Below are 25,789 nucleotides of genomic sequence, written 5' to 3'. Positions count from 1 at the left end.
AGTGGGCTGGCCCAGGGATGGAAGCGGACGTGCGCGGACAGCATCGGATGTCTGACAGTTTGGGTGCGAGCGAGACCCTGCGCCCTCCGCCCGTGGCGCAGAGCGCAGCATCCCCGCGATCGGATGATCCCCGTCGAGCCTGCGACGGCACACCTCGCGCCTGCAGGCGACAGCGTCGCGTTCGCCTGGCCAAGGCCACCCTCACCCTCACCGCACTGATCGCCCTCACCCTCCTCGCCATCCGCCTCTACCCTCACCCGCCCCTGTCCGAAGGCGTGCTGGGCTCCACTGCGGTGCTCGACAGTGAGGGACGCCTGCTGCGCCTGACCGCGGCGGCCGACCAGCGCTACCGGCAGTGGGTGCCGCTTGACGCGATCTCGCCCACCCTGGTGGACGCCGTGCTGCTGCACGAGGACGCCTGGTTCCGCCGGCATCCGGGCTTCAATCCGGTCAGCCTGGTGCGCGGCGCGTGGAGCACCTATGTCAGCGGCGAGGCCGTGGTCGGCGGCTCGACCCTGACCATGCAGCTGGCCCGCCTGCGCTGGCGGCTGGAGACACGCGACGTGCGCGGCAAGCTGGTCCAGGTGCTGCGCGCGGTGCAGCTGGAGCTTTCCTACTCCAAGGACCAGATCCTCGAGGCCTACCTCAACCTCGCGCCCTATGGCGGCAACATCGAGGGCGTGGCCGCGGCCAGCCGGATCTACTTCGACAAGCCGCCCGACGCGCTCACCCTGCCCGAGGCCCTGACCCTGGCCGTGCTGCCGCAGGCGCCTTCGCGCCGCGGCCAGCTGGCCCGTGCCGAGGACGGCGAGGCCTACCTGGGTGCTGGCCTGGCCGCGGCACGCGCGCGCCTCTACCAGCGCTGGCGCGAGACCCACGGCGCCAGCGACGCCGACGATGCGCTGATGGACCTGCCGCTGCGCCTGCGCAGCCCGCGCCGCCTGCCCTTCGCCGCGCCCCACTTCACCGACCGCGTGCTGGCCGAGCAGACCCTCCGGCCCGAGCGCCCGGCCGAGCTGCGCACCACGCTGGACCTGCGCCTGCAGCGCCTGGTCGAGACGCGCGTGCGGCATTACCTGCGCCGCGGCGACGAGCGTGGCCTGCGCAATGCCGCGGTGATGCTGGTGGACACCCGCGACATGGGCGTGCGCGCCCTGGTCGGCTCGGCCGACTTCTTCGACCCCGACATCCACGGCCAGGTCAACGGCACCGCCGCCAAGCGCTCGCCCGGCTCCACCCTCAAACCCTTCATCTACGCCCTGGCCCTGGACCAGGGCGTGCTGCACCCGGCCACCGTGCTGCGCGACGTGCCCACCGCCTTCGGTCCCTACACGCCGGAGAACTACGACGGCGGCTTCGCCGGCCCGGTCACCGCCACCGAAGCGCTCGGCCGCAGCCGCAACATCCCGGCGGTGTGGGTGGCCGCCAACCTGCAGCGCCCCACCCTGTACGACTTTCTGCGCGAGGCCGGCGTCACCCGCCTGCGCAGCGAGCAGCGCTATGGCCTGGCCCTGGTGCTGGGCGGCGGCGAAGTGACCATGGAAGAGATGGCACGCATGTACGCCCTGCTCAACCACGCCGGCCGCCTGCGCCCGCTGCGCTGGCGGGAGGACGATCCCGAGGCGGTCGGCAGCGCCCTGCTCAGCCCGGAGGCGGCGTGGATCACCCGCGAGATGCTGCGCGCCACCCCGCGCGCCGACGGCATCACCGCATCGGACCAGTCCAGCCTGCCGGTGGCCTGGAAGACCGGCACCTCATGGGCCTTCCGCGATGCCTGGACCGCCGGCGTGGTCGGGCCCTACGCGCTGGTGGTGTGGCTGGGCAACTTCGACGGCGCCAGCAACCCGGCCCTGGTCGGCGTGGACGCGGCCGCCCCGCTGTTCTTCGAGATCGTCGACGCCCTGCGCGCCGCCCGCGTCCCGCTCACCGACCCGGTCCTGCGCATGCCGCAGCGCCTGGCCCGGGTCGAGGTCTGCCTGGCCGACGGGGGCCTGCCCGGCGCGCACTGCCCCTCGCGCGGGCAGACCTGGTTCATCCCCGGCGTCTCGCCGATCCGCCCCAGCCGCATCCACCGCGCGGTCAACCTGGACCTGGCCATCGGCGCGGTACGCTGCGAGCCCTTCGACCCGACGAGCATGCGCCAGGAAGTCTTCGAGTTCTGGCCCTCCGACCTCGCCCGCGTCTTCGCCCAGGCCGGCATGCCGCGCCGCCGACCGCCGCCCGGCGCCGACTGCCAGGGCGCGCAGACCTGGCAGGGCGCGCCACCGCAGATCACCTCGCCCTGGCGCGGCACCCGCTATGCCCTGCGCCTGGGCCGCGCAGACAACCCCGGCATCGCCCTGTCCGCCACCGCCTCGGCCGACGCCAGCCGCCTCTACTGGTTCGCCGACGGCGCCTTCATCGGCCAGTCCGGCATCGGCGAGGCCATCGCCTGGCGACCCACCCGCACTGCCCGGGTGGGCCTGAGCGTCGTCGATGACCTTGGCCGCTCGGACAGCCGCGACGTGGAGATCGTGTTGGCGCAGTAGCGCTTCGAGCGCCCAAGACGATCCCGCTCGCGGCAGCGCCGCTCGGGTACCCGGCAAGGCTAGCGGCCGGTCCGGTGCGATACCTTCGCAAAGCTCGGGCTGGCGCCGAGCCGGGCGGATCGTCCCCGGTGACGAGAACCGAGACGACATCTCGACCGCCCAAGGGAGACGGGGTTACGTCTTGCCGCGGCCGATGTGGCGGTTCCGGGCCGACACCGCCGAAACGGCGACGCAGGCAGGCGATCAACCCCACACGAAGTCTACGGATTCATCCCGCGGCAACCCGAAGTGGCGCCCTCAGGTCTGACTCGCCCTCGCCACGGTGCCAGCCGCAGGCACCGCCGGTGCCTGCACCGGCGAAGCGCCGGTTGCCCCGCATGTCAGCGTTCAGGCACTCCATTGTGGCGAGGTAGCCCGCGCCGGTCGGGCGGCATCCGCCCGGTGAGGCGTGGTATTGACCCAGGCTTCGAGCATCGGACGCCAGGAGAAGGCTTCGCCGGTCAATCGAAGCCGTCGGAGAAGAGGCTGTCGCCGAGCGCCACGGCGATCTCGGCACCATAGCGCCCGAGGTAGGCGTCGCGGGCGGGTCCCGCGAGCCTCATCGAGGCATCGAAATAGCTGCCCGCATCGAGGTTGTCGATGTTCAGCAGAAATGCGTGGCTCGGCCAGGCGCGCGGTTCCAGCACGTTGCGCTCGGTGATGACGTTGCCGTTCGGCATGTTGACCAGATTGTCGCCCTCGAAGTTGAGTCGGTGGCGCAGCGAGTTCCGGTACAGCCAGACCGGCGTCGAGGTGGTCCAGCTGTAGTTGGGCAGGCTGGAAAGCGTGAAGAGCTTGATCGCGCCGTGACGATCGCCAGCGCCGTCGTAACTGGTGTGAACGGTGTTGTAGGCGAACTCGATGGTGCGCGCGGCATCCATGCCCAGGGCGGCGCTGAGGTTGCCGGGCGAGCCCCAGAAGTTGCCATCCCAGAACTCGTTGCCGCGGATGCTGAGATGCTCGTTCGCACGCTTGATCCAGAACACCGCCCAGGTCGCCGTGTCTCCGGTCACGAAACGGGCGTTCACGGCCCGGTTGTTCTCGACCACCGAGTGATGCAGTTGGTAGGCGCTGGTGAAGATGCCGTTATCGCCGCTGATGGTGTTGTTGACGATAGCGACGTGGCTCCGGGGGCTGCCCTGGTCGGTGAACATGATGATCGATGAATTGCCCAGGTCGGCATTGACCGGATTGCCATGGAAGCGACTGAAATGCACGTCGTGCAGGGTAAGGCGCGCCGTGTTGCCCCAGGCCGTGATCATGTGGATGTAGCTGCCGTGGCTCTGCACGAAGTCGACGTGATGACGGTGCTCGAGATTGGCGAAGTAGAAGTCGGGCGCGGTCAGGCTTATTCGCCCCTGGTAGGCCTCAAGCACCGCATTGCCACCGGGCTTGCCAACCCACACCGCGGGCGTGTGCTGGAAATCGCCGCGGTTGATCGCCAGATCGCCACTGGGGTGGTTGCCGTCCATGGGCACGACGCCACTCAGGTAGACGCGATGATCGGCAAAGGCCGCGCCGGCATCATGAATGCGTCGGATGGTCCGGAACGGCGCGGCGACCGAGCCATCGCCGGCTTCGTCGCTGCCGTCATTGGCGTCGACAAAGACCCAGCCGGCAGTCCCGACCGCCAACGAGAGAGGCACGTCGATATGCGTGCCGCCCTGATCGTGCACGCGCACCAGAATCGAGTAGTTGCCGGCGATCGGATCTTGCCACCAGAGCCGGCCGTAGTCGCTCGTTCTCTCGTGAACGACATAGCCATGGTCGATTCGGCGCGCCAGCTCGCCGCCGATCGCCAGGCCCGATGCGCCGCCATTGTCGACCAACTCGTAGCGAAACGGCCAGGCGCCACCCTGGATAACGATAGGGATCTCCCAGCGAATGCCGGGATGGGCGTTGCGCGCGTAGGACCACCCTGGTGCGTGCGCGTTGCGGGGATGCACGACGGTCATCGGCATCTTGGCCGGAATGAAGTGATCCGCCGGCAGCAGCCAGTCCGCAACAGCATTGCCTGCCACAGCTGGAACCCCAACGACGAACAGGCCGGCAAAGAACAACCCTAGCGATGCCGACAGCCGCGAGCGATGGTCGGGTCGTATCGGCCTCTCCATGCCCGTTCCCCTGAGGTCCACTGTCCCAGCACGCCGGCGCCACGCGCCGACAACGAGTGCAATTGCCGCGCGTCGGCCCGGGCGCCTCAGCGGCAAACCGTCAAGTCGATCCGCTGTCCCGGCCGGATCGGGTAGTTCGGTCCCCGGATGTGGTTGGCACGCGCCAGGGCCACCATGTTGCAGCGGTTTCGGGTAGCGATGGCGTACAGCGTCTCGCCGCTGCGCACCGTGTGCACCCGCCCGGGGGTCGAGGGCTGGCTGCCGCCCGCGCGGGCGGCGATCGGCAACGGACTCACCGGCAGGCGCGCGCCATTCAGTTCGGCGGCGACCTGCGCCAGCGGACCCTGTACGCAGTCGCGCTGGTAGGCCTGGACCACCACCGCCGGCACTTCCAGCTGGGTACCCTCGGGCAGGACCTGCTTGTTGTCGTACTGCGGATTCAGGTTGCGCAGGGCCCGGAACCAGCCGGTGCGGACGTCGCCGGCATGGCCCAGGCAGACCGCCAGTTCGTTGATCGAGGCGGGGCGCCGCAGGGTGATCACCGCCGGCCGGGTATCCAGGCGGGGAAAGGCCAGTCCGTATTGCTCCGGATGCAGGAACAGCCAGGCCGCCGCCAGCACCATCGGCACGTAGATCTGCGTTTCCCGGGGCAGCGCGCCGAACACCTCGGGATCCCAGAGGCTGCGGCTGCCGTTGCCGGACAGCCGGCCGAGGCGACCCTCGCCGCCGTTGTAGGCGGCCACCACCAGTTCGAGGTTCTCGTTCAGGCGATCGAACTGCTCGTTGAGGTAGCGGACCTGGGCGCGGGTCGCCAGGCGCGGATCGTAGCGCGTGTCGAAACCCTGCTCGTTGCGACCCAGGCCGAAGCGCGCGCCGGTGGCCGGCATGAACTGCAACGGCCCGGCGGCCCCGGCATGCGACACCGCGTGCACCTTGCCCTGCGACTCCCGGGCCATGATCGCGAACAGCAGCGCCTCAGGCAGGCCGGCCTGCTCGTATTCGGGCCACATCATGAAACGCATGTACTGGTAGTTCTCCCAGGCCTCGATCAGGTTGGGACGCAGCCAGGTCAGCCACTCGTTGATGGCCGCCTTGACCGGCTCGTTGAGTTCGATGACCTGGGCCAGGTCGCGGCCGCGCAGAAGCGTGATGGTGCGCTGGGACTCGGGCAGCGCCGAGAGCACCGGCGAAGTCGCGTGCGTTTCGATCGTGGCGGGTTCGGCCTCCGGCCGGTCGCCCAGCGCCGCCGCCTGGGCGGCCTCGCGGACCATGGACTCGTAGGCGGCCAGGAACCGGCCAGCCTCGCACTGCGGCAGGGCGACGCAGCGCTCGCCGGCCAGCCTGAGTTCCTCGAGCGCCGCGTCGCGCTCGGGATTGCCGCGGGCATCGCCGGCGAGCAGCAGGCGGCTGCCCTCCGCGAAACGCGCGGTGGCGCGGGCCAGGCGTTCGTACAGGGCCGTGGTTTCTCGGTCACCGTTGCCGCCGGCACCAGCCGTGCCGCGCGGCGACTGGGTGGCACAGGCGCCGAGCGCGAGGATGACAGTCAGGAGAAGGGGGAGGCGCTGGTTCATGCCACCAGTCTATCCGCTGGGCGCCGTCCGGTCGCCGCTGCACTGCCCCGGCCGACATCCCGGCACAAGCAGGTGTGCCCGCGTCGGTGCCCGCCGGTGGCGGTGCGCATCGGTAGGCGTCTAGATGAGCACCACCTCCTCGGCGCTGCCGGGGTGGATCGCCACCGTGGCCTGGAAATCCGCGCGCGTCGCGCCCAGACCCATCGCCACGGCGAAACCCTGCAGGATCTCGTCGACCCCCGGCCCGACCAGGTGCAGGCCGACGATGCGCTCTTCCTCACCAACGCAGACCAGCTTGATCCATACCGGCTCGTCGCGCCCGGCCAGTGCTTCCCGCATCGGCAGGAAGCGTTTGGTGTGGACGGCGACCGCGGTGTCGCCATGGCGCTCCCGCGCCTGCGCCTCGGAGAGCCCGCAACTGGCCACCGGGGGCAGCGCGAACACCACGGTTGGCACCTGGGCGGGATCGAAGCAGGCATCGGGCTGCCCGCCGAACAGGCGATCGGCGAGACGCCGTCCGGCGGCGACCGCCACCGGTGTCAGGGCCGGCTGGGTGCCGACATCGCCCAGGGCGTAGATCCCGTCGATGCCGGTACGCTGCCAGGCATCGACGGCGATGTGCCCGCTGTCGGTGGTCGCCAGGCCGATGTCGGCAAGGCCCAGGTCCTCGCTGTTCGGCACCCGGCCGACCGCCCACAGCAGCCAGTCGATGCCGTCGCGGCGGTGGCCGCCCGCACAGGACACGGTACGCGTCCCGTCCGCGGCCTGCTCCACGCCGGTAACCTCGACCCGCGTCGAGACGGCGATGCCGCGCCGGCGCATGGCCGCCACCAGCGTTTCGCCGATGCCCTCGTCGAAACCATCGAGCAAGCGCGAACCGCGCACCAGCATCTCGACCTCGCTGCCCAGCGCGGCCAGCAGGCTGGCCATCTCCACCGCCACATAGCCGCCGCCGACCACGACCACCCGGCGCGGCAGCCGGTCCAGGGCGAAGACGTCGTCGGAAACGCCGCCAAGATCGAAGCCGGGAACCGGCAGCCGGCGCGGCCGGCTGCCGGTGGCGATGGCGATGTGGGCGGCGCTGCGGATTCCTGCCGCCGAACAGACCTTTCGCGCCGGCAGGAGGCGCGCCGGCTCCGCGAACCGCTCGATGCCCAGTTCGGCCAGGCGGCCGGCATAGCCGGTCTCGGCGCGCCCGACGTAGGCCTGACGCCGCGCCACGAAGGCCGGCCAGTCCAGTTCGCCGGCGTCGACCGCGAACCCCAGTTGCGCGGCCAGGCGGACCTGGTCTGCCGACTGCGCAGCCAGCCACATCGCCTTCTTGGGCACGCAGCCCAGGTGCACGCAGGTGCCGCCCAGCCGACCTGGTTCGTAAAGCACCACGCGCGCGCCGTGCGCCGCGGCGCGTTGTGCCAGTGCCAGGCCGCCGGAGCCGCCGCCGATCACCGCCAGGTCGCAGTCGTGTGCCATCGCCCCTCCTGATTGCCTGCCAGGGGTCGAGCTTGCCACGGCTTCGTCAGGCAAGCCGTGGACGGACCGTCCAGGCGCGGGCGTCCGACGGCGCAAGCAACGGCCGGCGCCCTCCGACCTTGCCTATGATGGCGCCATGGCGCCTGCAACCCTCCCCGATCCCGCTGCGCTCAAGCGCGACATCCTGGCCTGGGGCCGGGAGCTTGGTTTCGCGGCGATCGGCATCAGCCACATCGACCTGAGCGCCGACGAGCAGGCCCTGCGGCGCTGGCTGGCCCTGGGCCGACACGGCGACATGGCGTGGATGGCCCGCCACGGCACCCGGCGCAGCCGGCCGGCCGAGCTGGTGCCAGGCACGCTGAGCGTGATCTGCGTGCGCATGGACTACCTGCCCGGCGACGCGGCGCCGATGGCTCAGGTGCTGGACGACGGCAGCCTGGCCTATGTCTCGCGCTACGCCCTGGGGCGCGACTACCACAAGGTCCTGCGCGCCCGCCTGCAATCGCTGGCCGAGCGCATCGCGGACGCGATCGGGCCGTTCGGGCATCGGGTGTTCACCGATTCCGCGCCGGTCCTGGAGAAGCCGTTGGCGCGCAATGCCGGCCTGGGCTGGATCGGCAAGCACACCAACCTGATCGATGCCCGCAGTGGCTCCTGGTTTTTCCTGGGCGAGCTGTACACCGACCTGCCGCTGGTGCCGGACCGCACCGCCAGCGACCATTGCGGCACCTGCAGCAGGTGCCTGCCGGCCTGTCCCACCGGCGCGATCGTGGCACCGTACGAACTCGATGCCCGGCTGTGCATCTCCTACCTGACCATCGAACTGGACGGCCCGATCCCCGAGCCCCTGCGTCCGCTGATCGGCAACCGGGTCTACGGCTGCGACGACTGCCAGATGGTCTGTCCCTGGAACAAGTTCGCGCAACCCACCCGGGAACCTGACTTCGCGGTGCGCCACGGCCTGGACCGCGCCACCTTGGTCGAGCTGTTCGCCTGGGACGAGGCGACCTTCCTGCGCAACACCGAGGGCTCGGCGATCCGCCGGATCGGCTGGCGGCGCTGGCTGCGCAACCTGGCGGTGGGCCTGGGCAACGCGCCGACCTCCATCGAGGTGATCGAGGCGCTCACCGCACGTGCCGCACATCCCGACGAGATGGTGCGCGAACACGTGCACTGGGCGCTGGCCCGGCATGGTGCCGAGGTCGCCGAAACGTGACGATCCGACCGGGATCCCCCACAGGACGGCGCAGCACCTCCCGTAACTTCCGGGGCTGGCGGGCTCAGAACCGGCGACCCAGCCAGTCGCCCAGCGCCACCGCCACCAGCCAGGTCGCGACGCTGGCCAGCACCAGGCCGAAGGCTGCGCCGGCCCCGTGTCCGGCGAAATGATGCACCGCCTCCAGGCTGAAGATGGAGAAGGTGGTGAAGCCGGCGCACAGTCCGGGCAGCATGAATACCTGCGCGGCGACGCGATGTGGCCGGGCGCTGCCCGGGCCGTGGCGGCCCATGTAGAAGCCGGCGACCAGGGCACCCAGGGCGTTCACCGCCAGGGTCGCCCAGGGCAGGCCATGGCCGGCACCGGCCATCAGCAGGGACAGCGTCCAGCGCAGGCCTGCGCCCAGGCCACTGCCGAGAGCCGCCCAGAGGACCAGGGCCGGGCTCATTGCGCCGCCAGCCTCAGGCCCAGCCAGACCGCTGCCATTCCCGGCACCACCGTGGCCACCAGGTAGCTCAGGGCCTGGCCGCGGCGCCCGCTGCGCAGCAGCGCCAGGAACTCGACCGCGAGCGCCGAGACCGTGGTGTAGCTGCCGAGCAGGCCGACCAGCAGGGCCAGTCGCAGTCCGTCGTCGGCGATCGGCAGGCTGCCCGCCAGCAGTCCGATCAGCAAGGCACCGCTGAGATTGACCAGCAGGGTCGGCCAAGGGAAGTCCACGCCCAGGCGCCGCGCCAGCCAGTGGCCGAGGGCGAAGCGCAGCGCACCGCCCAGGGCACCGCCGGCCACCACCAGCGCCAGGCTCGCGGCCAGGGGCAGGCTCAATCGCCCCCCTTTCGGCGCGCCCGCAGGTCGGCCAGCTTCTGAGCGATCTGCGCCTCCAGGCCGCGCTCGACCGGCTGGTAGAACACCTGTCCGGCCAACTCGTCCGGCAGGCATTGCTGGCCGGGCGCGACGCCTTCGTCGAAATCGTGGTCGTACTGGTAACCCCGACCATGGCCGAGCGACTTCATCAGCCGCGTCGGCGCGTTGCGCAGGTGCAGGGGCACGGCCAGGCTGCCGTGCGCCTGCACCTGGGCACGCGCCGCCTTCCAGCCCGCGTACACGGCATTGCTCTTGGCGGCGACCGCCAGGTACACGGCGCATTGCGCCAGCATCAGTTCGCCCTCGGGCGCGCCCAGGCGCTCGAAGCCGTCCCAGGCATCCAGGGCCAGCGCCAGGGCGCGTGGATCGGCCAGGCCGATGTCCTCGCTGGCCATGCGCACCAGGCGGCGCGCCAGGTAGGCGGGGTCGGCGCCGCCGTCCAGCATCCGGGCCAGCCAGTAGAGCGCGGCATCGGGGTCGGAACTGCGCACCGACTTGTGCAGCGCGGAGATCTGGTCGTAGAAGGCATCGCCGCCCTTGTCGAAGCGCCGGCCGCGGTCGGCCAGCACCTGGGCGAGCAGGTCGGCGTCGAAGCGGTCGGCGGTGCCGGCCAGCTCGGCGGAGATCTCGAGCACGGTCAGGGCGCGCCGCAGGTCGCCGTCGGCGGCCTGCGCGATCTGCGACAGCACCTCGTCGTCGACCTGCCAGTCGCGATCGCCCAGGCCACGGCGCGGATCGACCAGCGCCCGGCGCAGGGCGGCGACCATGGCCTGCGCCGGCACCGGCTTGAGGACATGCACCCGGCAGCGCGACAGCAGGGCGGAATTCAGCTCGAACGAGGGGTTCTCGGTGGTGGCGCCGATGAACACCAGGGTGCCGTTCTCGATATGCGGCAGGAAGGCGTCCTGCTGGGCCTTGTTGAAGCGGTGCACCTCATCCACGAACAGCACGCTACGGCGGCCGCGCGCGAAGGCCTCGGCGGCCTGGGCGGTGGCCGCGCGGACCTCGGCGATGCCGCCCAGCACCGCCGACAGCGCGTGGAAATCGGCATCCACGTACTGCGCGACCAGGCGGGCCAGCGTGGTCTTGCCGCAGCCCGGCGGCCCCCACAGCACCATCGAGTAGGGACGGCCGGCCTCCAGCGCGCGACGCAGCGGCGTGCCAGGACCGGTGACGCCGTCCTGGCCGACCACCTCATCGAGGGTGGCCGGGCGCATGCGATCGGCCAGCGGCCGCTGCGCCTGCCCGGCGGGCTCGGGGAGCGCCAGGCCAGGCGTTGCCGCTGGCGGCCGTCGCGGCGTCATCACTCGCCCTCGTCGGCAGCCGCGGCGGCGTTGTCGAGCTGCGCGAATGCCGCCAGCACCGCGGTGGCGTAGCTGCCGGCGGGGAGCCAGAACGCCAGCGCAAGGGTGGTCCCGGCGCCGTCGTCCGCCCACTGCCACTGCAGCGCCCGGGGCAGGACCCGAAGTGCACGCCGCTCCTGGCGCAGGCCGAAACGGGACAGGCCCTCGGCAAGCTGCGGCTCGGCGGCCATCACGGCGGCCTCGATCACCGCTGCCTGGTCGCCGGCGGGCGACGCTCCTTCGCCCCAGAGCGGGCCCGTGGCATGGATTTCGCCGCGCGCCAGGCGTGCGCGCAACACCTCGTCGATGACCGGCTCGGGGCCGAACCAGCTGCCGCGGCCGTCCAGCTGGAAGCAATCGCCCGGGATGCCCTGGTGCCAGTCGCCGCGGCCGACCCGTGCCGCCAGCAGCTGGTTGAACAGCCAGGCGCGCGCCGAGCCCAGCAGCAGGGCGCGGCGATGCGGCGGCAGGCGCGCCGGACGCGCTGCGGACAGCCAGCGGCGCGCCGCCTCGACATTGCCCCCGCCATGGCCGAAGCGCTGCTCGCCGAAGGCGTTCGGCACACCGCCGGCGGCGATCGCCCGCAGCGTCGCGTCCGCGCCCTCGCGGTCGCCCTCGACCGCCCGCAGCACGATCGCGAAGCGATTGCCGCGATGGCTGCCACGGCGCAGCTTGCGGCCGTGCCAGTGGCGCGCCAGCACCACGGCGCCCTCGATGTCGGGGCCGGTTTCCGGCGCGACGCGCCGCGGCAGGTGGACGCCGAACCATTGCCGGGTCACGGCGTGGCGATCCTTCAGTCCCGACCAGGAAACCGCCGCAGGGCCGACGCCCGCCCAGCGGGCCAGCTCGCCGGCGACCCAGGCGGTGTTGGCGCCGCGCTTCTCCACCCACAGCAGCAAGTGCTCGCCCTGCCCGTCCGGTGCGAAGCCCAGGTCCTCCTCGACCTCGAAGTCCTCGGGCAAGGCCCGGAACGTGGCGCGGATCACGAGGCCGGCACCAGCAGCACGACGGCCTGTGCGGCGATGCCCTCACCCCGGCCGGTGAAGCCCAGCCCTTCGCTGGTGGTCGCCTTGACGCTGACCGCATCGCAGCCGACGCCGAGGTCCTCGGCCAGCAGGGCGCGCATCGCATCGGCATGGGGGCCGATGCGCGGACGCTCGCAGACCACGGTCAGGTCGGCATTGCCCAGCCGCCAGCCACGGGTCTCGAGCAGGTCGCGGCAGTGGCGCAGGAACACCCGGCTGTCGGCCCCGGCCCAGCGCGGATCGGTGGGCGGGAAATGCCGGCCGATGTCGCCCAGCGCCAGCGCCCCGAGCAGGGCATCGCACAGCGCATGGATGACCACGTCGCCGTCGGAATGCGCGACCAGGCCGCGTTCATGGGCGATCCGTACGCCGCCCAGGACGACGTGGTCGCCCTCGCCGAAGGCGTGCACGTCGAAACCCTGGCCGATGCGCGGAACGTTCATGTCGCGATTGTACCGGCGCGGCCGGCGCGACCCGTTACCCTATGCGGCCTTCGAGCCGCCCGGCTGCCGCAGCGACGGGATCGCAGCTGCGGTCACTGCCGGGAGCCGGATCGCAGGACCGGGGCCGCGACGGCTTTGCCGTGCGCCGGACCGCCCATCGCCAGCAGACCGCCACGCGCCGCCGCCATGCCCTACACCCCCATCCTCGCCACCCTGGGCTACATCCTCTCCCCTGATCGCAGCCGGGTGCTGATGGTCCATCGCAATGCCCGGCCCGGCGACCAGCACCTGGGCAAGTACAACGGCCTGGGCGGCAAGCTGGACCCGGGCGAGGATGTGGTCAGCGGCTTCCGGCGCGAGATCCGCGAGGAGGCCGGCATCGATTGCACGGACCTGGCGCTGCGCGGCACGCTGAGCTGGCCGGGGTTCGGCAAGGCCGGCGAGGACTGGTTCGGCTTCGTGTTCCTGGTCACCGCGTTCAGTGGCGAGCCGCCGGCCCGGAATGCCGAGGGCAGCCTGGAATGGATCGAGCTGGGGCGCCTCGCCGAACTGCCGCTCTGGGAAGGCGACCGCCTGTTCCTGCCGCTGGTGTTCGACGACGATCCGCGTGCCTTCCATGGCGTGATGCCCTACCTGGACGGCCGGATGCAGTCCTGGGCGTTCCAGCGGCTGTGACGCACGAACGGGACCGAGGAGCCGGTACTCGGGCGGCAAGGGAGGCTGCTCGCACCGGTTCGGCGGACGATGCCCACCGGCCGCCGGCACCTGCGGGGAACGGGCGGGGGCCGAAGTAAAATCCTGAATCTAGGATCCTGCCTGGGAGCGGTCGATGCCGGATTGGGTGGTGCTGGCGGCGATGGGCGTGGTGATCGGCGTTGCCGTGGCGGCGCCGGTCGGCGCGGTCGGCGTCCTGGTCATCCGTCGAGCCCTGCAGGACAGACCCTGGGCAGGGTTCGTCGCAGGACTGGGGGCCGCGACCGGCGATGCGCTGTTCGCGGCGGTGGCCGGCCTGGGCCTGACCGCGATGACCCATGTGCTGGAAACCTGGCAGCGACCCCTGCGCATCGGCGGCGGCCTGGTGCTGGTGGCGATCGGGCTGGTCCTGTTGTCGCGGATGCGTCGTCCGCATGGCGTCGAGGTCCGCGCCGGCCAGTCGCCGGGACCGATGATGGGCCCGGGCCAGGCGTTCGCGACCGCCCTGGCCCTGACCCTTGGCAATCCGGCGACGGCGTTTTCCTTCATCGCCATCTTCGCGGCCACCGGCCTGTCGCAGCCGGACCCGGACCTGACCGACGTCGCGGTCCTGGTGGTCGCCGTGTTCGCAGGCTCGGCCGCCTGGTTCGCGGCGCTCAGCGCCGGCGCCTGGAAGGTCAGCCAGCGCTGGGGCGAACGCGCGGCGCGCGTGTTCGACGCCGTGGCGGCCCTGCTGCTGGTGGCGCTCGGCGTGCTGGCCCTGGTGCTGCCGGGTTCCTGACCGCGACACCGGTCAGTCCGGTCGCGCCGGGCCGCCTTCGCCTTCGTCAAGGGCCACGGCCGGGTCCGGGCGGTTGTAGGCCGCCAGGTCGAGCAGGCCGGTGGCGCGCGCCACCAGGACCGGCACGAGGACCTGGCCGGTGACGTTGGTCATCGTGCGCATCATGTCCAGCACCCGGTCGATTGCCACCAGCAGGGCCAGTCCCTCGAGCGGCAGCCCGGCGGCGCTCAGCACCACGGTCGCCATCACCACCGCGGTGCCGGGCACGCCGGCGGTGCCGAAGCTGCCCAGCACCGAGGCGAGCAGGATCACCAGGTACTGCGACAGGCTCAGTTCCAGCCCGAAGTACTGGGCGATGAACACCGCAGCAAGGGCCGGGTAGATGGCGCCGCAGCCGTCCATCTTGATGCTGGCGCCCAGCGGCACGGCGAACGCCACGTAATCGCGGTCGACGCCCAGGCTGTGGCTGGCGCAGCGCATCGCCACCGGCATCGAGGCGAAGCTGGACGAGCTCACGAACGCCACCTGCATGGCGGGCGCGGCACCCCGGAAGAAGGCCAGCGGGTTAAGCCGGTGGGCCAGCAGCAGCCCGCCATACACCACCACGATGTGGAGGGCGCAGGCCAGGTACAGGGCGAACACGAAGTCGGCCAGCGGCAGCAGGCGCTCGAAGCCGTAGCTGCCGACCAGGCCGGCGATCAGGCCGAAGGTTCCGATCGGCGTGATTTCCAGGACGAAGCGGGTCACCTGGATCATGGCGTCGCTGGCTTCGCCGGCGAGGGCGCGCAGACGGGCGGTCTTCTCGCCCAGCCGCACCAGGGCCAGGCCGAGCAGGGCGGCGAAGAAGATGACCTGCAGGATGCGGCCCTCGGCCAGTGCCGCGAACGGGTTGGCGGGCACCACGTCGAGCAGGACCTGCACCGGACCGGGCACCTCGCGCGGTAGCCAGTCGGCGGCCGGCACCAGGCCTTCGGCACCGCTGCCCGGCTGCAGCAGCCAGCCGGTGCCAAGGCCGACCAGCACCGCCAGCACGGCGGTGGCGACGAACCACGCGAAGGTCCGTCCGGCCAGGGCGGCGATGCGTTGCTGGCCGTGCAGCCGCGAGACCGCGCTGATCACCGCGAAGAACACCAGCGGCGTGGCGATCATCCGGATCAGCGTGACGTAGAGCGTTCCCAGCGGCGCCAGCCACGTCTGCGCGGCCGGACCCAGCAGCCAACCGGCCAGGGCGCCGAGCACGAAGCCGCCGAGCACGCGCTGCCAGAACGGGATCCGGAACCACCAGGCCATCACGGTCGCCCCAGGCCAGGAGTCAGAACGGCTTGGCCAGCACCAGCCAGATGATCGCCAGCAGCACGAACACCGGCAACTCGTTCAGCAGGCGCAGGCGACCGGCGGGCGGCAGGGCGCCGCCGGCCGCCGCGCGGCGCAGCAGCCTTCCGTTCCAGATGAAATAGGCCAGGAGCACCGCGACCAGGGTCAGCTTGGCATGCATCCAGCCGCCCCCTGCGGCGACCGGCGGGAACCAGGCCGGGTCGATGCGGAAGCCCAGCCACAAGGGCAGCCCGGCGAGCAAGGCCAGCCCGAACATCAGGTGCCCGAACCGGTACAGGCGCCTGCCCATCAGGGCCAGGCGGTCGCGCACCGCCGCGCCCTCGCCTGCCGCCTCGGCCATGTTCACCAGGATGCGCGGCAGGTAGAAAACCGCAGCCATCCACGCGATCACGAACAGCAGGTGCAGCGACTTGGTCCACAGGTAGGTCATCGGGAACGGCCTGAGCTGGGTGAACGGAAGCCCGGATCCGGGCACCGGCGACCGCCGGCGGGGGAGCCTCGCAGGCTATCATTGCCGACCTGCCGGTGCCGATCCGGCCGACCTGCCCCGGATTTCCCGCCTTGACCGACGCCAGCCCGCCACCCAGCTTCCAGTCCCTGTCCCTGCCAGAGCCGCTGCTGCGCGCGCTCGCCGACGTCGGCTACGAGGCGCCCTCGCCGATCCAGGCGGCGACCATCCCGCCGCTGCTGGCAGGCCGCGACCTGGTCGGCCAGGCGCAGACCGGCACCGGCAAGACCGCGGCCTTCGCCCTGCCTGCCCTGGCCAAGATCGATCCCGCCCAGGCGCGCCCCCAGGCACTGGTGCTGACCCCGACGCGGGAACTGGCGATCCAGGTCGCCGAGGCCTTCCAGCGCTACGCGGTGCACCTGCCCGGCTTTCATGTCCTGCCGATCTACGGCGGCACCGGCTACGGCCCGCAGCTGGCCGCCCTTCGCCGCGGCGTGCATGTCCTGGTGGCCACGCCCGGCCGCCTGATCGACCACCTGGAGCGCGGCACCGTCGACCTGTCCGCCCTGCGCATGGCGGTGCTGGACGAGGCCGACGAGATGCTGCGCATGGGTTTCGTCGACGACGTCGAGGCGATCCTGCAGAAGACGCCCGAGCAGCGCCAGGTGGCGCTGTTCTCGGCGACCATGCCGGCGCCGATCCGGCGGATCGCCGACCGCTACCTGCGCGACCCGGCCCGGGTCACCATCGAACAGCGCACCGCCACCGCGACCGGCATCCGGCAGCGCTTCTGGTGGGTGACCGGCATGCACAAGCTGGATGCCCTCACCCGCATCCTGGAGGCCGAACCGTTCGACGCGATGATCGTGTTCGTGCGCACCAAGCAGGCCACCGAGGAACTGGCCGGCAAGCTGGAGGCGCGCGGCTTCGCCGCCGCCGCGATCAGCGGCGACATCGTCCAGGCGCAACGCGAGCGCACCATCGCCCGCCTGCGCGACGGCCAGATCGACATCCTGGTCGCCACCGACGTCGCCGCCCGCGGCCTGGATGTCGAGCGCATCAGCCATGTGCTCAACTACGACATCCCGCACGACACCGAGGGCTACGTGCACCGGATCGGCCGCACCGGCCGGGCCGGACGCAGCGGCGAGGCGATCCTGTTCGTATCGCCGCGCGAGCGCCACCTGCTGCGGGCCATCGAGCGCGCCACCAGCCAGCCGATCGAGCCGATGGCGCTGCCCAGCGCCGAGGTTGTCAACGACCAGCGCGTGGCGCGCTTCAAGCAGCGCATCACCGAGGCGCTGGCCAGCGACGACCTGGCGCCCTTCCGCGCTCTGGTCGATGCCTTCGAGGGCGAATCCGGCATCGCCGCAAGCGAGATCGCCGCCGCCCTTGCGCGCCTGGTGCAGGGCGACGCGCCGCTGCTGCTGCAGCCCGACCCGCCGCCCTCCGCTGCGCCACCACGCGGCCCCACGCATCGCGAAGAGCGGGCACCGCAAGGCGCTCGCAGCGACTCGCCGCGGCCGCGCCACAAGGCGGATCGTCCGCCCGATCCGGGCATGGCGCGCTTCAGGGTCGAGGTCGGCCATGCGCACGGCGTGCGACCGGGCAACATCGTCGGGGCGATCGCCAACGAGGCCAAGCTCGAGGCCGGGGCGATCGGCCGTATCGACATCCGCCAGGACTACAGCCTGGTCGACCTGCCCGCCGATCTTCCGGCCGCCACCCTCGGCCATCTGCGCAAGGTGCGCGTCGCCCAGCAACAGCTGCGCATCCGGCCCTGGCTGGACCGCCCGGCCCGCGAGGGTAGCGACGAGCGGCCGCGCCCGCCCCGGCCGCCGCGACCGCGCGGAAGCTGACCGCCGATGATGGCGATCCTGTCCTTCGCAGCCGGCCTGGTGCTGCTGGTCGCCGGCGCCGAGCTGATGGTTCGCGGCGCCTCCCGCCTGGCGCTGGGGCTGGGCATCTCGCCGCTGGTGGTCGGGCTCACCGTGGTCGCGCTGGGCACCAGCGCCCCGGAGTTCGCGGTGGCCATCAAGGGCGCCCTCGACGGCAAGCCCGACCTGGTCATGGGCAATGTGGTCGGCAGCAACATCTTCAACGTGCTGGCGATCCTGGGCCTGACCGCCCTGGTCACGCCCCTGGTGGTCAAGCGCGAGGTGGTCAAGCGCGAGGTGCCCATCATGGTCGGCGTGTCCCTGCTGTTCACGGCCTTCGCCATGGACGGCCGCCTGCTGCGCGCCGAGGGCGTGGTGCTGGCGCTGCTGCTGGGCGCCTACCTGGCCATGCTGGTCTGGCTGGCGCGGCGCAATGGCAAGGAGGCCGCGATCGTCGAGGCCGAGCTGCCGGACCCGGACGAGAAGGGCGCGATGCGGCTGCGCAGCGTGCAGTTGCTGGCGATCGGCGCGGGCCTGGCGATGCTGGTGCTCGGCTCCAACTGGCTGGTGGACGCGGCGATCACCTTCGCGCGCTGGCTGGGTGTCAGCGAACTGGTGATCGGCCTGACCATCGTCGCCGCCGGCACCTCCCTGCCCGAAGTCGCCACCTCGGTGATCGCCGCGCTGCGCGGCGAGCGCGACATCGCGGTCGGCAACATCGTCGGTTCGAACGTCTTCAACCTGCTCGGCGTCGCCGGCGTCGCCGCGGCGCTGACCCCGGGGGGGCTGGAAGTTGCCCGCTCCCTGCTCACCTTCGACATCCAGGTGATGGTGGTGGCGGCGATCGCCTGCCTGCCGATCCTGTTCACGCGCAACATGATCGCGCGCTGGGAGGGGGGGCTGTTCTTCGGCTACTACCTGGCCTACACCACCTACCTGATCCTGTACGCCCAGGATCACGACGCCCTTGACGAGTACACCTTCGTGATGACCACGGTGGTGATCCCGCTCACCGTGGTCACCCTGGTGGTGGTCATGGCACGCGAGTGGAAGCGCCGTCTGGCCGCCTGAGCCGGTCCGCCCACGGCCCTTCCGGGGCGCGCTGTCGCGCCCATCCGACCGATCAGAACGGCCATTGGACGATGGTCGGGTCGCCGGTCACGCCCGCGGTCGCCAAAAGCGGCTATGCTCGGCCCATATTGCACTGCAACACGGGCCGCGCCCGCAGGATCTACACATGCTCTACCAGTTTCACGAGTTCAACCGGGCCCTGATGAGCCCGGTCACCTACCTGGCCGAGGCCGGCGCCCGGATGTTCACCGCGCGTGGCAGCTGGCTGGCCAACCTGCCGGGGGCCGCCCGCCTGGCGGCCGGCTACGAGCTGCTGTACCGGATCGGCAAGGACTACGAGAAGCCCGAGTTCGACATCCACAGCGTCGAGACCCAGGGCGTGCGCATTCCGGTGGTCGAGCAGGTGGCGCAGGCCAGGCCGTTCTGCCGCCTGCTGCGCTTCAAGCGCTTCAGCGACGACGCGCGCATCATCGACGGCCTCAAGCAGGACCCGGTGGTGCTTGTGGTGGCGCCGCTCTCCGGCCACCACAGCACCCTGCTGCGCGACACCGTGCGCACCCTGCTGCCCGACCACAAGGTGTTCATCACCGACTGGATCGACGCGCGCATGGTGCCGGTCGAGCAGGGCGCCTTCACCCTCGACGACTATGTCGACTACATCCGCGGGTTCATCGCCCACATCGGCGCTTCCCGGCTGCACGTGATCTCGGTGTGCCAGCCGACCGTGCCGGTGCTCGGTGCGCTGTCGCTGATGGCGGCAGCCGGCGAGGCGCTGCCGCGCAGCGTCACGCTCATGGGCGGCCCGATCGACACCCGGCAGAGCCCTACCCAGGTCAACGACCTCGCCACCAACCGGCCGATCGGCTGGTTCGAAACCCAGCTCATCCACGAAGTGCCGGCCAACTATCCCGGCCGCGGCCGGCGCGTCTATCCCGGCTTCCTGCAGCACGCCGGTTTCATCGCCATGAACCCGGGCCGGCACATCAATTCGCACTGGGACTTCTACCAGGACCTGGTGCGCGGCGACATGGACGATGCCGAATCGCACCGCCGCTTCTACGACGAGTACAACGCCGTGCTCGACATGCCGGCGGAGTACTACCTGGACTGCATCCGCATCGTCTTCCAGCAGCACCAGCTGCCGCGCGGCCTTTGGCAGGTGCGCGGCGAGCGGGTCGCCCCGGAGGCGATCTCGGACACCTCGATGCTGACCATCGAGGGAGAACTGGACGACATCTCGGGTCCGGGCCAGACCCGCGCCGCGCACGACCTGTGCGTGGGCATCGACCCGGCGCGCAGGCACCACATCACCGTCGACGGCGCCGGACACTACGGCATCTTCAGTGGTCGACGCTGGCGGCAGGTGGTCTATCCGCAGGTGCGCGACTTCATCGCCGCTGCCGACAGCGGATCCGCGACACGGCGCCACCTGCGGGCGGTCTGACGGCGAACGGCCGGGCCGGCGGACCGCCTTGCCCGGTCAGCGCACCAGCGCCAGCGACAGCCAGGGCACGTAGGTGATCACCAGCACCGCGACCAGCAGGATGGCGAAGAACGGCAGGCAGGCCCGGACCAGAGACCAGATCGGTTCGTTGAACCGGTAGCTGGCGATGAACAGGTTCATGCCCACCGGCGGCGTGAAGTAGCCCAGTTGCAGGTTGGCCAGGAAGATGATGCCAAGGTGCACCGGGTCGATGCCGTAGCCGAGCGCCACCGGCAGCAGGATCGGCACCATGATCACGGTCGCCGAAAAGATGTCCAGCAGCATGCCCAGCAACAGCAGGAAGAGGTTGAGCAGCAGCAGGAAGGCGAGCTTGCTGTCGATCCGTTCCCGGATCGCCTCGAACAGGCGCGACGGCACCTCGGCATCGACCAGGTAGTTGGTGAACGCCAGCGAGACCCCGAAGATCAGCAGGATGGCGCCGACCAGCACCATCGATTCGCGCATCACCCGGGGCAACGCCCTCAGAGGCACTTCGCGGCGGATGACCACGGTGACCAGCAGCACCCAGGCGATGGTCACCGCGGCAGCCTCGGAAGCCGCGAACACGCCGGCGTAGATGCCGCCCAGCACGACCACCGGCAACGGCAGCTCCCAGGCGGCGTCGCGCAGTGCGGCACGGATCTCGGCGAAGCTCGCCGCCGCCTGCGGCTTCGGCAGGCGGCGCCCGTGCCACCAGGCGTAGACGCCGAGCATCAGCACCATGAGCAGTGCGGGCAGCAGACCGGCCCGGAACATCTCGTCGACGCCGACCGGCGGCGTGGTGCCGAACTGCTGGGCGACCACGGCGTACAGGATCAACGGCAGGGCCGGGGCCAGCAGCAGGCCCAGGCTGCCCGAGGTGGTGATCAGGCCAAGGCTGAAACGCCGCTCGTAGCCCGCGTGCCGCAAGGCCGGGTAGAGCAGTGCACCCATCGCGACGATGGTGACGCCCGAGGCCCCGGTGAAGGCCGTGAACAGCGCGCAGATGAACAGCGCGACCATCGCCAGGCCGCCGGGCAGCCAGCCCAGCAGTGCGTCGGACAGGCGCACCAGCCGGCGCGGCGCGCCGCTCTCGCCCAGCAGGTAGCCGGCCAGCGTGAACAGGGGGATGGCGACCAGCACCGGCATGTCGGCCAGCCGGTAGAACTCGATGGCGACGATCGAAAGGTCCAGGCCCTCGCGGTGGAAGCCCCAGAAGGCGACCGCGGCGATCACCGCGAACAGCGGCGCGCCGACCAGGGCCAGCAGCGCGAGCAGCACGGTGAACGGCGCCACGGTCACCGCGGTGCAGCCGGGTCGAAGCTGGCGGCAGGCTGATCGGCGCCACCGTGCCGGGGCGGCGCCAGGGCCCCCAGCGCGAGACGCAGGGCGATCACCGCAAAGGCCACCGGCAGGATCGCCTGCACCCACCAGACCGGCACCTGCGCAAACGCCAGTGTGCCCATGGCCCGCTCGTCGGCGACCATCCGGGCGGCCTGCCAGGCGAGCAGACCGGACACCGCGGCGGCGAAGCCCCAGGACAGCAGGCGCGCGATCCGCGCCGGCAGCGGCGGCAGCAGGCGGCTGGCGAGATCCATGCCGATGTGCCGGCCCTCGCGCGCCGCCACCATGGCGCCGAGCATCGCCACCCACAGCACCAGGGCGCGCAGCAGCGGATCGAGCCAGAGCAGGCCGGTGTCGAACACCGTACGCAGGACGATCTGCAGCACCGCCAGCAGCACCAGCAGCCCGAGCAGGAGCGCCAGCACCAGGTCCTCGGACCGGTGCAGCCACCGCCAGCGCGGGCCCGCCTGCGCCATCAGCCGCCGGCCGCAGCGCGCGCGGCAGCCAACGCCGCCATCATCGCCTCGTAGTTGCCGCGCGAGAACGACTCGCGCTCCATCAAGCGTGCCGCGGCCTGCTCGCCGATGCCCTGCCAGTAGGCGAGCTCTTCGTCGTTGGGCTGGAAGAACTCGATGCCTTCGCCGCGCAGCGCCTCGCGGGCGGCGTCGTTGTCGCGCCGGGTCTGGGCATCCAGACGCTCGATGCCGGCCGCCATCTCCTCGCGGACGATCGCCTGGTCGGCGGCATCCAGACGGTCGAAGGTGCGCTTGTCCAGCACGAACACACCGATGATGTAGGCGATCGGCATGTCGACCAGGTGGCGGACGCGGGTATGCCACTGGAAGGCCAGCGTGCCGGAAGGGGTGTTGGCGACGGTGTCGACCAGGCCCGTCTGCAGGCCGGTGTAGACGTCGGCGATCGACAGCGGCACCGGATTGACGCCGGCCTGGGCGTAGGTGACCTCGGAGATGATGTCGCCCTGGGGCACCCAGGCCTTGGCCCGGACCAGGTCGTCGCGACCGCGGATCGGCCGGGTGCCGAGCAGGTAGGCGAAGCCGCCGCCGGTGATGCCGACCGCGACGAAGCCGCGCTCGGCCAGACCCTCGACGATCAGCGGATCCATGCGCGCGCGCACCGCCTCGACCTCGGCATGGTTGCGGAACAGGAACGGCAGGCCGTAGATCATGGTGTCCGGGTAGACACTGGCCAGCTCGCTGCCGGTGAAGGCGCCGCCGTTGAGCTGTCCGACCCGCATCTTGCGCAGCACGGTGGCGTCGTTGCCCATGACGCCGCCGGGATAGAAGCGGAAGGAGACGCGGCCCTCGGTGCGGGTCTTGACGGCTTCGCCCGCGGCGCGCATCTCGCGCATCCAGGCGGTGCCTTCGGGCGCAAGGGTGGCGACCTTGAACACGGTCTCCGCCAGGGTCGGCGTGCTGGCCAGTGCCAGGAGCACGGCCAGCAGGGTCGGGAAGCGGATCATCCGGGCTCCTTTCGATGCCAGTTCAGAAGTAGTCGTCGGCGCTGTCGCGCAGTTCGGCGGCGCGTTGCTGCGCCAGCACGTTGACCAGGGTCAGGCCGGGGGCGCGGGGATCGGCGGTCAGCACCTCGGCAACCAGACGATCGTGCAGTTCGCGGTCGAACACCAGGCGGGTGTAGTGCTGCGCGTACAGCACGCGGGCCATCTGGTTGCGACCGCCGGACAGGGCGAGCGCACGCTCGAAGTGGGCCTGACCGTCCTCGGGCCTGCCGCCATAGGCAGGCGGCAGCAACGTCGCGAGCACGCCCAGGTACAGCCATGGTTGCCCCCCGGCATGCTCGGAGTCCAGTTCCACCACCCGACGCAGCAGGGCATCGACCTTGGGGATCTCGGCGATCAGCGCCCAGTCGCCGCTGTCGGCCTGGATCATGCCGGCCCAGGCGGCGGCGTAGGCGTACAGGCCCTCGAGGTCCCTGCCCGGCAGCTGCGCGACCTGCGCCTCGAACGTCTCGAACGGCTGGCCGCGCGAGGCGCAGATGCCCGGGTGCGTTGGACAGAAGGCGCGCCCTGCGTAGTCGTAGGCCCGCCGTGCCAGGCGCCGGGCACGCGCCGGCTGATCCACGAAAACGCCGGCGTAGACGCCGTACAGGCGAGCCCCGGCCACCAGCAGCCCCGGGCTGTCCGGGCTGCCCTCGATCAGGCCGTCCAGCATCAGCAGGTAGGCCGGCAGCGCGGTGGCCACGGTCTCCGGGTCGTCGTGGTTCTCGATGCCGGCGCTGAGGTTGCCGGCAAGGTTCGAGGTCGCCCGGCCGACCAGGGCGGCACAACCGTGCAGGAGCGGCAGAAGCGCGGCAAGGACCAGGGCGGCGGCGGCTCGCGTCGGCATGGGGGTGGCCAGGGGCGCTTCCGGAATATCGGGGGCGGACAGTCTAGCGTCTGGCGGCCGGGGTTCCTGTCGCAGCCGGGCTCTCCGGTCAGCCCCGATTCCGGCAGCGGCGGCACCGCCGCGCTTGGCAATTGCCCGCGCTGCCCGGACACTGCACGCATGGCCGACGGAAAGCGTTACGACCGCGATTACTTCGACCGCTGGTACCGGCGGCACGGCATCAACCGCGCCGCGACCCTGGCGCGCAAGGTCGCGCTGGCGGTGGCCTGCGCCGAGTACCACCTGGGTCGCCCCCTGGCCAGCGTGCTGGACGTCGGCTGCGGCGAGGGCGCCTGGCGAGCGCCGCTGCGGCGATTGCGGCCCGGCGTCGAGTACCTCGGACTGGACAGCAGCGATTACGCCATCGAGCGCTTCGGACGCAGCCGCAACCTCCATGAGGCGCGTTTCGGGGACCTTTCCGGCCTGCGCTTCGACGACAGCTTCGACCTCGTGGTCTGCGCCGATGTCCTTCACTACCTGGACGACGTCGAGGTCCGCGCCGGTCTGCCCGGCCTGGTGGCCAACGGCCACGGCCTGGCGTGGCTGGAGGCCTACTGCGCCGAGGACGAGGTCGAGGGCGACCTGGACGGCTTCCATGCCCGGCCTGCGGACTGGTACCGGCGGGCGTTCGCGGACGCCGGCCTGGTGCAGGCCGGCAGCCACTGCTGGCTGCTGCCCGGTACGGCGGATCTGGCCGTCGCCCTGGAGCGCGCGCCGGCGCCGCGCCGCAGCCTGTTCGGGCGCCGATGAACGGTCCAGACGCACCCTACGCGGGCCTCGGGCCAGAGGCCGTGCTCGACGCGGTGGAGTCCCTGGGCCTGGACTGCGACGGCCGACTGCTGGCCCTGGGCAGCTACGAGAACCGCGTGTACCGGGTCGGCATCGCCGATGCGGCGCCCCTGGTGGCCAAGTTCTACCGTCCCGATCGCTGGAGCGACCCGGCGATCCTCGAGGAGCATGAATTCGCGCTGGAGCTGGCCGCCGCGGAACTGCCCGTGGTCGCGCCCCTGGTCCACCGGGATGCCTCGCTGCACCATCACCAGGGCTGGCGTTTCGCGCTGTTCCCGGTGGTGGGCGGCCACGCGCCCGAGCCCGACGATCTGGACACGCTGGAGCTGCTCGGGCGCACGCTGGGCCGCATCCACGCGATCGGCGCGACCCGGCCGTTCCTGCATCGCGGCCGGCTGGATCCGGCCAGCCATGGGCGCGATCCCCTGCGCTTCCTGCTCGAGCACGGCTGGCTGCCGCCGGCGATCGAAGCACGCTTCGCGCAGGTCGCCGACGCCCTGCTGACCGCTGCGGAAGCCGCATTCGACGCCCTCGCCCCCCTGGCCACCCTGCGCCTGCACGGCGATTGCCACCTGGGCAACCTGCTGCTGCGCGACGGCGACCTGCGCGTGGTCGATCTCGACGACTGCCTGACCGGACCTGCGGTCCAGGATCTGTGGATGCTCCTGGCCGGCGACCAGGACCAGGCGATCCGCCGCGACGCCCTGCTCGAGGGCTACACCCTGTTCCGCGATTTCGATGTCCGCCAGTGGCGCCTGGTCGAGCCCCTGCGCAGCCTGCGCCTGCTGCACTTCAGCGCCTGGCTGGCGCGGCGCTGGAACGATCCGGCCTTCCCTGCGGCCTTCCCCTGGTTCGGTCAGGCACGCTACTGGGACGGGCTGCTGGCGGACCTGCTGGAGCAGCTCGAGCGCATGTCCGACGGCGAGGCTGCCTGACCATGCCGATGGCGTGCCCGGGTCACCGCACGCTGGCCGCGC

Annotated in this window: 23 protein-coding genes; 9 read left to right on the top strand and 14 right to left on the bottom strand. The window is 71.5% G+C overall.

Annotation, left to right across the window (positions count from 1 at the left end; translation table 11 throughout):
* Positions 1–47: 47 nt before the first annotated feature.
* Positions 48–2,528: a penicillin-binding protein 1C gene (gene pbpC / locus KF823_10585; GenBank protein MBX3726348.1), complete on the top strand. Its 2,481-nt coding sequence runs from the start codon at positions 48–50 to the stop codon at positions 2,526–2,528.
* A 500-nt stretch (positions 2,529–3,028) separates the two neighbouring features.
* Here pbpC and KF823_10580 read toward each other — a convergent pair whose 3' ends face one another.
* From KF823_10580 to gorA, 3 genes are all read right to left on the bottom strand, one after another.
* A complete protein-coding gene (locus tag KF823_10580; GenBank protein ID MBX3726347.1) occupies positions 3,029–4,681 on the bottom strand; it encodes a hypothetical protein in 1,653 nt (550 codons plus the stop codon).
* Positions 4,682–4,767: 86 nt separating this feature from the next.
* Positions 4,768–6,252, bottom strand: coding sequence for a transglycosylase SLT domain-containing protein (locus tag KF823_10575; GenBank protein ID MBX3726346.1), 1,485 nt, complete (start codon positions 6,250–6,252; stop codon positions 4,768–4,770).
* Between the two features lie 120 nt (positions 6,253–6,372).
* On the bottom strand, positions 6,373–7,722 hold the full coding sequence (gene gorA, locus KF823_10570; GenBank protein MBX3726345.1) for a glutathione-disulfide reductase: 1,350 nt from the start codon (positions 7,720–7,722) through the stop codon (positions 6,373–6,375).
* 136 nt (positions 7,723–7,858) lie between these two features.
* On the opposite strand from gorA, the gene queG reads away from it, so the two are divergent.
* Positions 7,859–8,938 carry a tRNA epoxyqueuosine(34) reductase QueG gene (gene queG / locus KF823_10565; GenBank protein ID MBX3726344.1) on the top strand — a complete coding sequence of 360 codons (1,080 nt, stop codon included), beginning with the start codon at positions 7,859–7,861 and terminating at the stop codon, positions 8,936–8,938.
* 64 nt (positions 8,939–9,002) lie between these two features.
* Here queG and KF823_10560 read toward each other — a convergent pair whose 3' ends face one another.
* Genes KF823_10560 through ispF form a run of 5 tightly spaced genes read right to left on the bottom strand, consistent with a single transcriptional unit; the run spans position 9,003 to position 12,610 of the window.
* A complete protein-coding gene (locus KF823_10560) occupies positions 9,003–9,386 on the bottom strand; it encodes a CrcB family protein (protein ID MBX3726343.1) in 384 nt (127 codons plus the stop codon).
* A complete protein-coding gene (gene crcB, locus KF823_10555; protein ID MBX3726342.1) occupies positions 9,383–9,760 on the bottom strand; it encodes a fluoride efflux transporter CrcB in 378 nt (125 codons plus the stop codon). Before crcB ends, KF823_10560 begins: the two co-directional genes overlap by 4 nt.
* Positions 9,757–11,103 (bottom strand): replication-associated recombination protein A, encoded by a 1,347-nt coding sequence (locus KF823_10550; protein MBX3726341.1) that lies wholly within the window; start codon positions 11,101–11,103, stop codon positions 9,757–9,759. Before KF823_10550 ends, crcB begins: the two co-directional genes overlap by 4 nt.
* Positions 11,103–12,125: a tRNA pseudouridine(13) synthase TruD gene (locus KF823_10545; protein ID MBX3726340.1), complete on the bottom strand. Its 1,023-nt coding sequence runs from the start codon at positions 12,123–12,125 to the stop codon at positions 11,103–11,105. The genes KF823_10550 and KF823_10545 overlap by 1 nt, the downstream gene beginning before the upstream one ends.
* Positions 12,125–12,610, bottom strand: a complete 486-nt coding sequence (ispF, locus tag KF823_10540) for a 2-C-methyl-D-erythritol 2,4-cyclodiphosphate synthase (protein MBX3726339.1) — start codon at positions 12,608–12,610, stop codon at positions 12,125–12,127. Before ispF ends, KF823_10545 begins: the two co-directional genes overlap by 1 nt.
* A gap of 186 nt (positions 12,611–12,796) precedes the next feature.
* Between ispF and KF823_10535 the strand changes: the two genes are divergently transcribed.
* Positions 12,797–13,285 (top strand): 8-oxo-dGTP diphosphatase, encoded by a 489-nt coding sequence (locus tag KF823_10535; protein ID MBX3726338.1) that lies wholly within the window; start codon positions 12,797–12,799, stop codon positions 13,283–13,285.
* 154 nt (positions 13,286–13,439) lie between these two features.
* The gene (locus tag KF823_10530; protein MBX3726337.1) at positions 13,440–14,084 is read left to right on the top strand and encodes a LysE family transporter; all 645 of its coding nucleotides are present in this window, start codon (positions 13,440–13,442) and stop codon (positions 14,082–14,084) included.
* A 12-nt stretch (positions 14,085–14,096) separates the two neighbouring features.
* Here the strand turns inward: KF823_10530 and KF823_10525 are convergent, their stop codons facing one another.
* Both KF823_10525 and KF823_10520 read right to left on the bottom strand, forming a co-directional pair.
* The gene (locus KF823_10525) at positions 14,097–15,374 is read right to left on the bottom strand and encodes a dicarboxylate/amino acid:cation symporter (GenBank protein MBX3726336.1); all 1,278 of its coding nucleotides are present in this window, start codon (positions 15,372–15,374) and stop codon (positions 14,097–14,099) included.
* A gap of 22 nt (positions 15,375–15,396) precedes the next feature.
* Positions 15,397–15,849: a CopD family protein gene (locus tag KF823_10520; protein MBX3726335.1), complete on the bottom strand. Its 453-nt coding sequence runs from the start codon at positions 15,847–15,849 to the stop codon at positions 15,397–15,399.
* A gap of 185 nt (positions 15,850–16,034) precedes the next feature.
* Between KF823_10520 and KF823_10515 the strand changes: the two genes are divergently transcribed.
* The 3 genes from KF823_10515 to KF823_10505 all read left to right on the top strand — a co-directional run bounded on the left by KF823_10515 (position 16,035) and on the right by KF823_10505 (position 20,259).
* The gene (locus tag KF823_10515; GenBank protein ID MBX3726334.1) at positions 16,035–17,726 is read left to right on the top strand and encodes a DEAD/DEAH box helicase; all 1,692 of its coding nucleotides are present in this window, start codon (positions 16,035–16,037) and stop codon (positions 17,724–17,726) included.
* Positions 17,727–17,732: 6 nt separating this feature from the next.
* Positions 17,733–18,815 (top strand): calcium/sodium antiporter, encoded by a 1,083-nt coding sequence (locus KF823_10510; protein ID MBX3726333.1) that lies wholly within the window; start codon positions 17,733–17,735, stop codon positions 18,813–18,815.
* A 166-nt stretch (positions 18,816–18,981) separates the two neighbouring features.
* Positions 18,982–20,259, top strand: coding sequence for a polyhydroxyalkanoate depolymerase (locus KF823_10505; GenBank protein MBX3726332.1), 1,278 nt, complete (start codon positions 18,982–18,984; stop codon positions 20,257–20,259).
* A 36-nt stretch (positions 20,260–20,295) separates the two neighbouring features.
* Here KF823_10505 and KF823_10500 read toward each other — a convergent pair whose 3' ends face one another.
* From KF823_10500 to KF823_10485, 4 genes are read right to left on the bottom strand one after another with little or no spacing between them, the layout of a single operon-like run.
* Entirely contained in the window at positions 20,296–21,573 is a 1,278-nt protein-coding gene (locus tag KF823_10500; protein ID MBX3726331.1) for a TRAP transporter large permease subunit, read from the bottom strand.
* Positions 21,574–21,575: 2 nt separating this feature from the next.
* Positions 21,576–22,097, bottom strand: a complete 522-nt coding sequence (locus KF823_10495; protein ID MBX3726330.1) for a TRAP transporter small permease — start codon at positions 22,095–22,097, stop codon at positions 21,576–21,578.
* The gene (gene dctP, locus KF823_10490) at positions 22,097–23,101 is read right to left on the bottom strand and encodes a TRAP transporter substrate-binding protein DctP (protein MBX3726329.1); all 1,005 of its coding nucleotides are present in this window, start codon (positions 23,099–23,101) and stop codon (positions 22,097–22,099) included. The genes KF823_10495 and dctP overlap by 1 nt, the downstream gene beginning before the upstream one ends.
* Positions 23,102–23,123: 22 nt before the next feature.
* Positions 23,124–23,984 carry a hypothetical protein gene (locus KF823_10485; GenBank protein MBX3726328.1) on the bottom strand — a complete coding sequence of 287 codons (861 nt, stop codon included), beginning with the start codon at positions 23,982–23,984 and terminating at the stop codon, positions 23,124–23,126.
* Positions 23,985–24,143: 159 nt separating this feature from the next.
* On the opposite strand from KF823_10485, the gene KF823_10480 reads away from it, so the two are divergent.
* Both KF823_10480 and KF823_10475 read left to right on the top strand, forming a co-directional pair.
* The gene (locus tag KF823_10480; protein MBX3726327.1) at positions 24,144–24,773 is read left to right on the top strand and encodes a class I SAM-dependent methyltransferase; all 630 of its coding nucleotides are present in this window, start codon (positions 24,144–24,146) and stop codon (positions 24,771–24,773) included.
* Positions 24,770–25,747, top strand: a complete 978-nt coding sequence (locus KF823_10475; GenBank protein MBX3726326.1) for a serine/threonine protein kinase — start codon at positions 24,770–24,772, stop codon at positions 25,745–25,747. The genes KF823_10480 and KF823_10475 overlap by 4 nt, the downstream gene beginning before the upstream one ends.
* The last annotated feature ends 42 nt before the right edge of the window (positions 25,748–25,789 follow it).

It is taken from the genome of Lysobacterales bacterium, from assembly GCA_019634735.1.
Classification (GTDB): Bacteria; Pseudomonadota; Gammaproteobacteria; order Xanthomonadales; family UBA2363; genus Pseudofulvimonas.
This window is presented reverse-complemented; position numbering and strand designations above follow the sequence as displayed.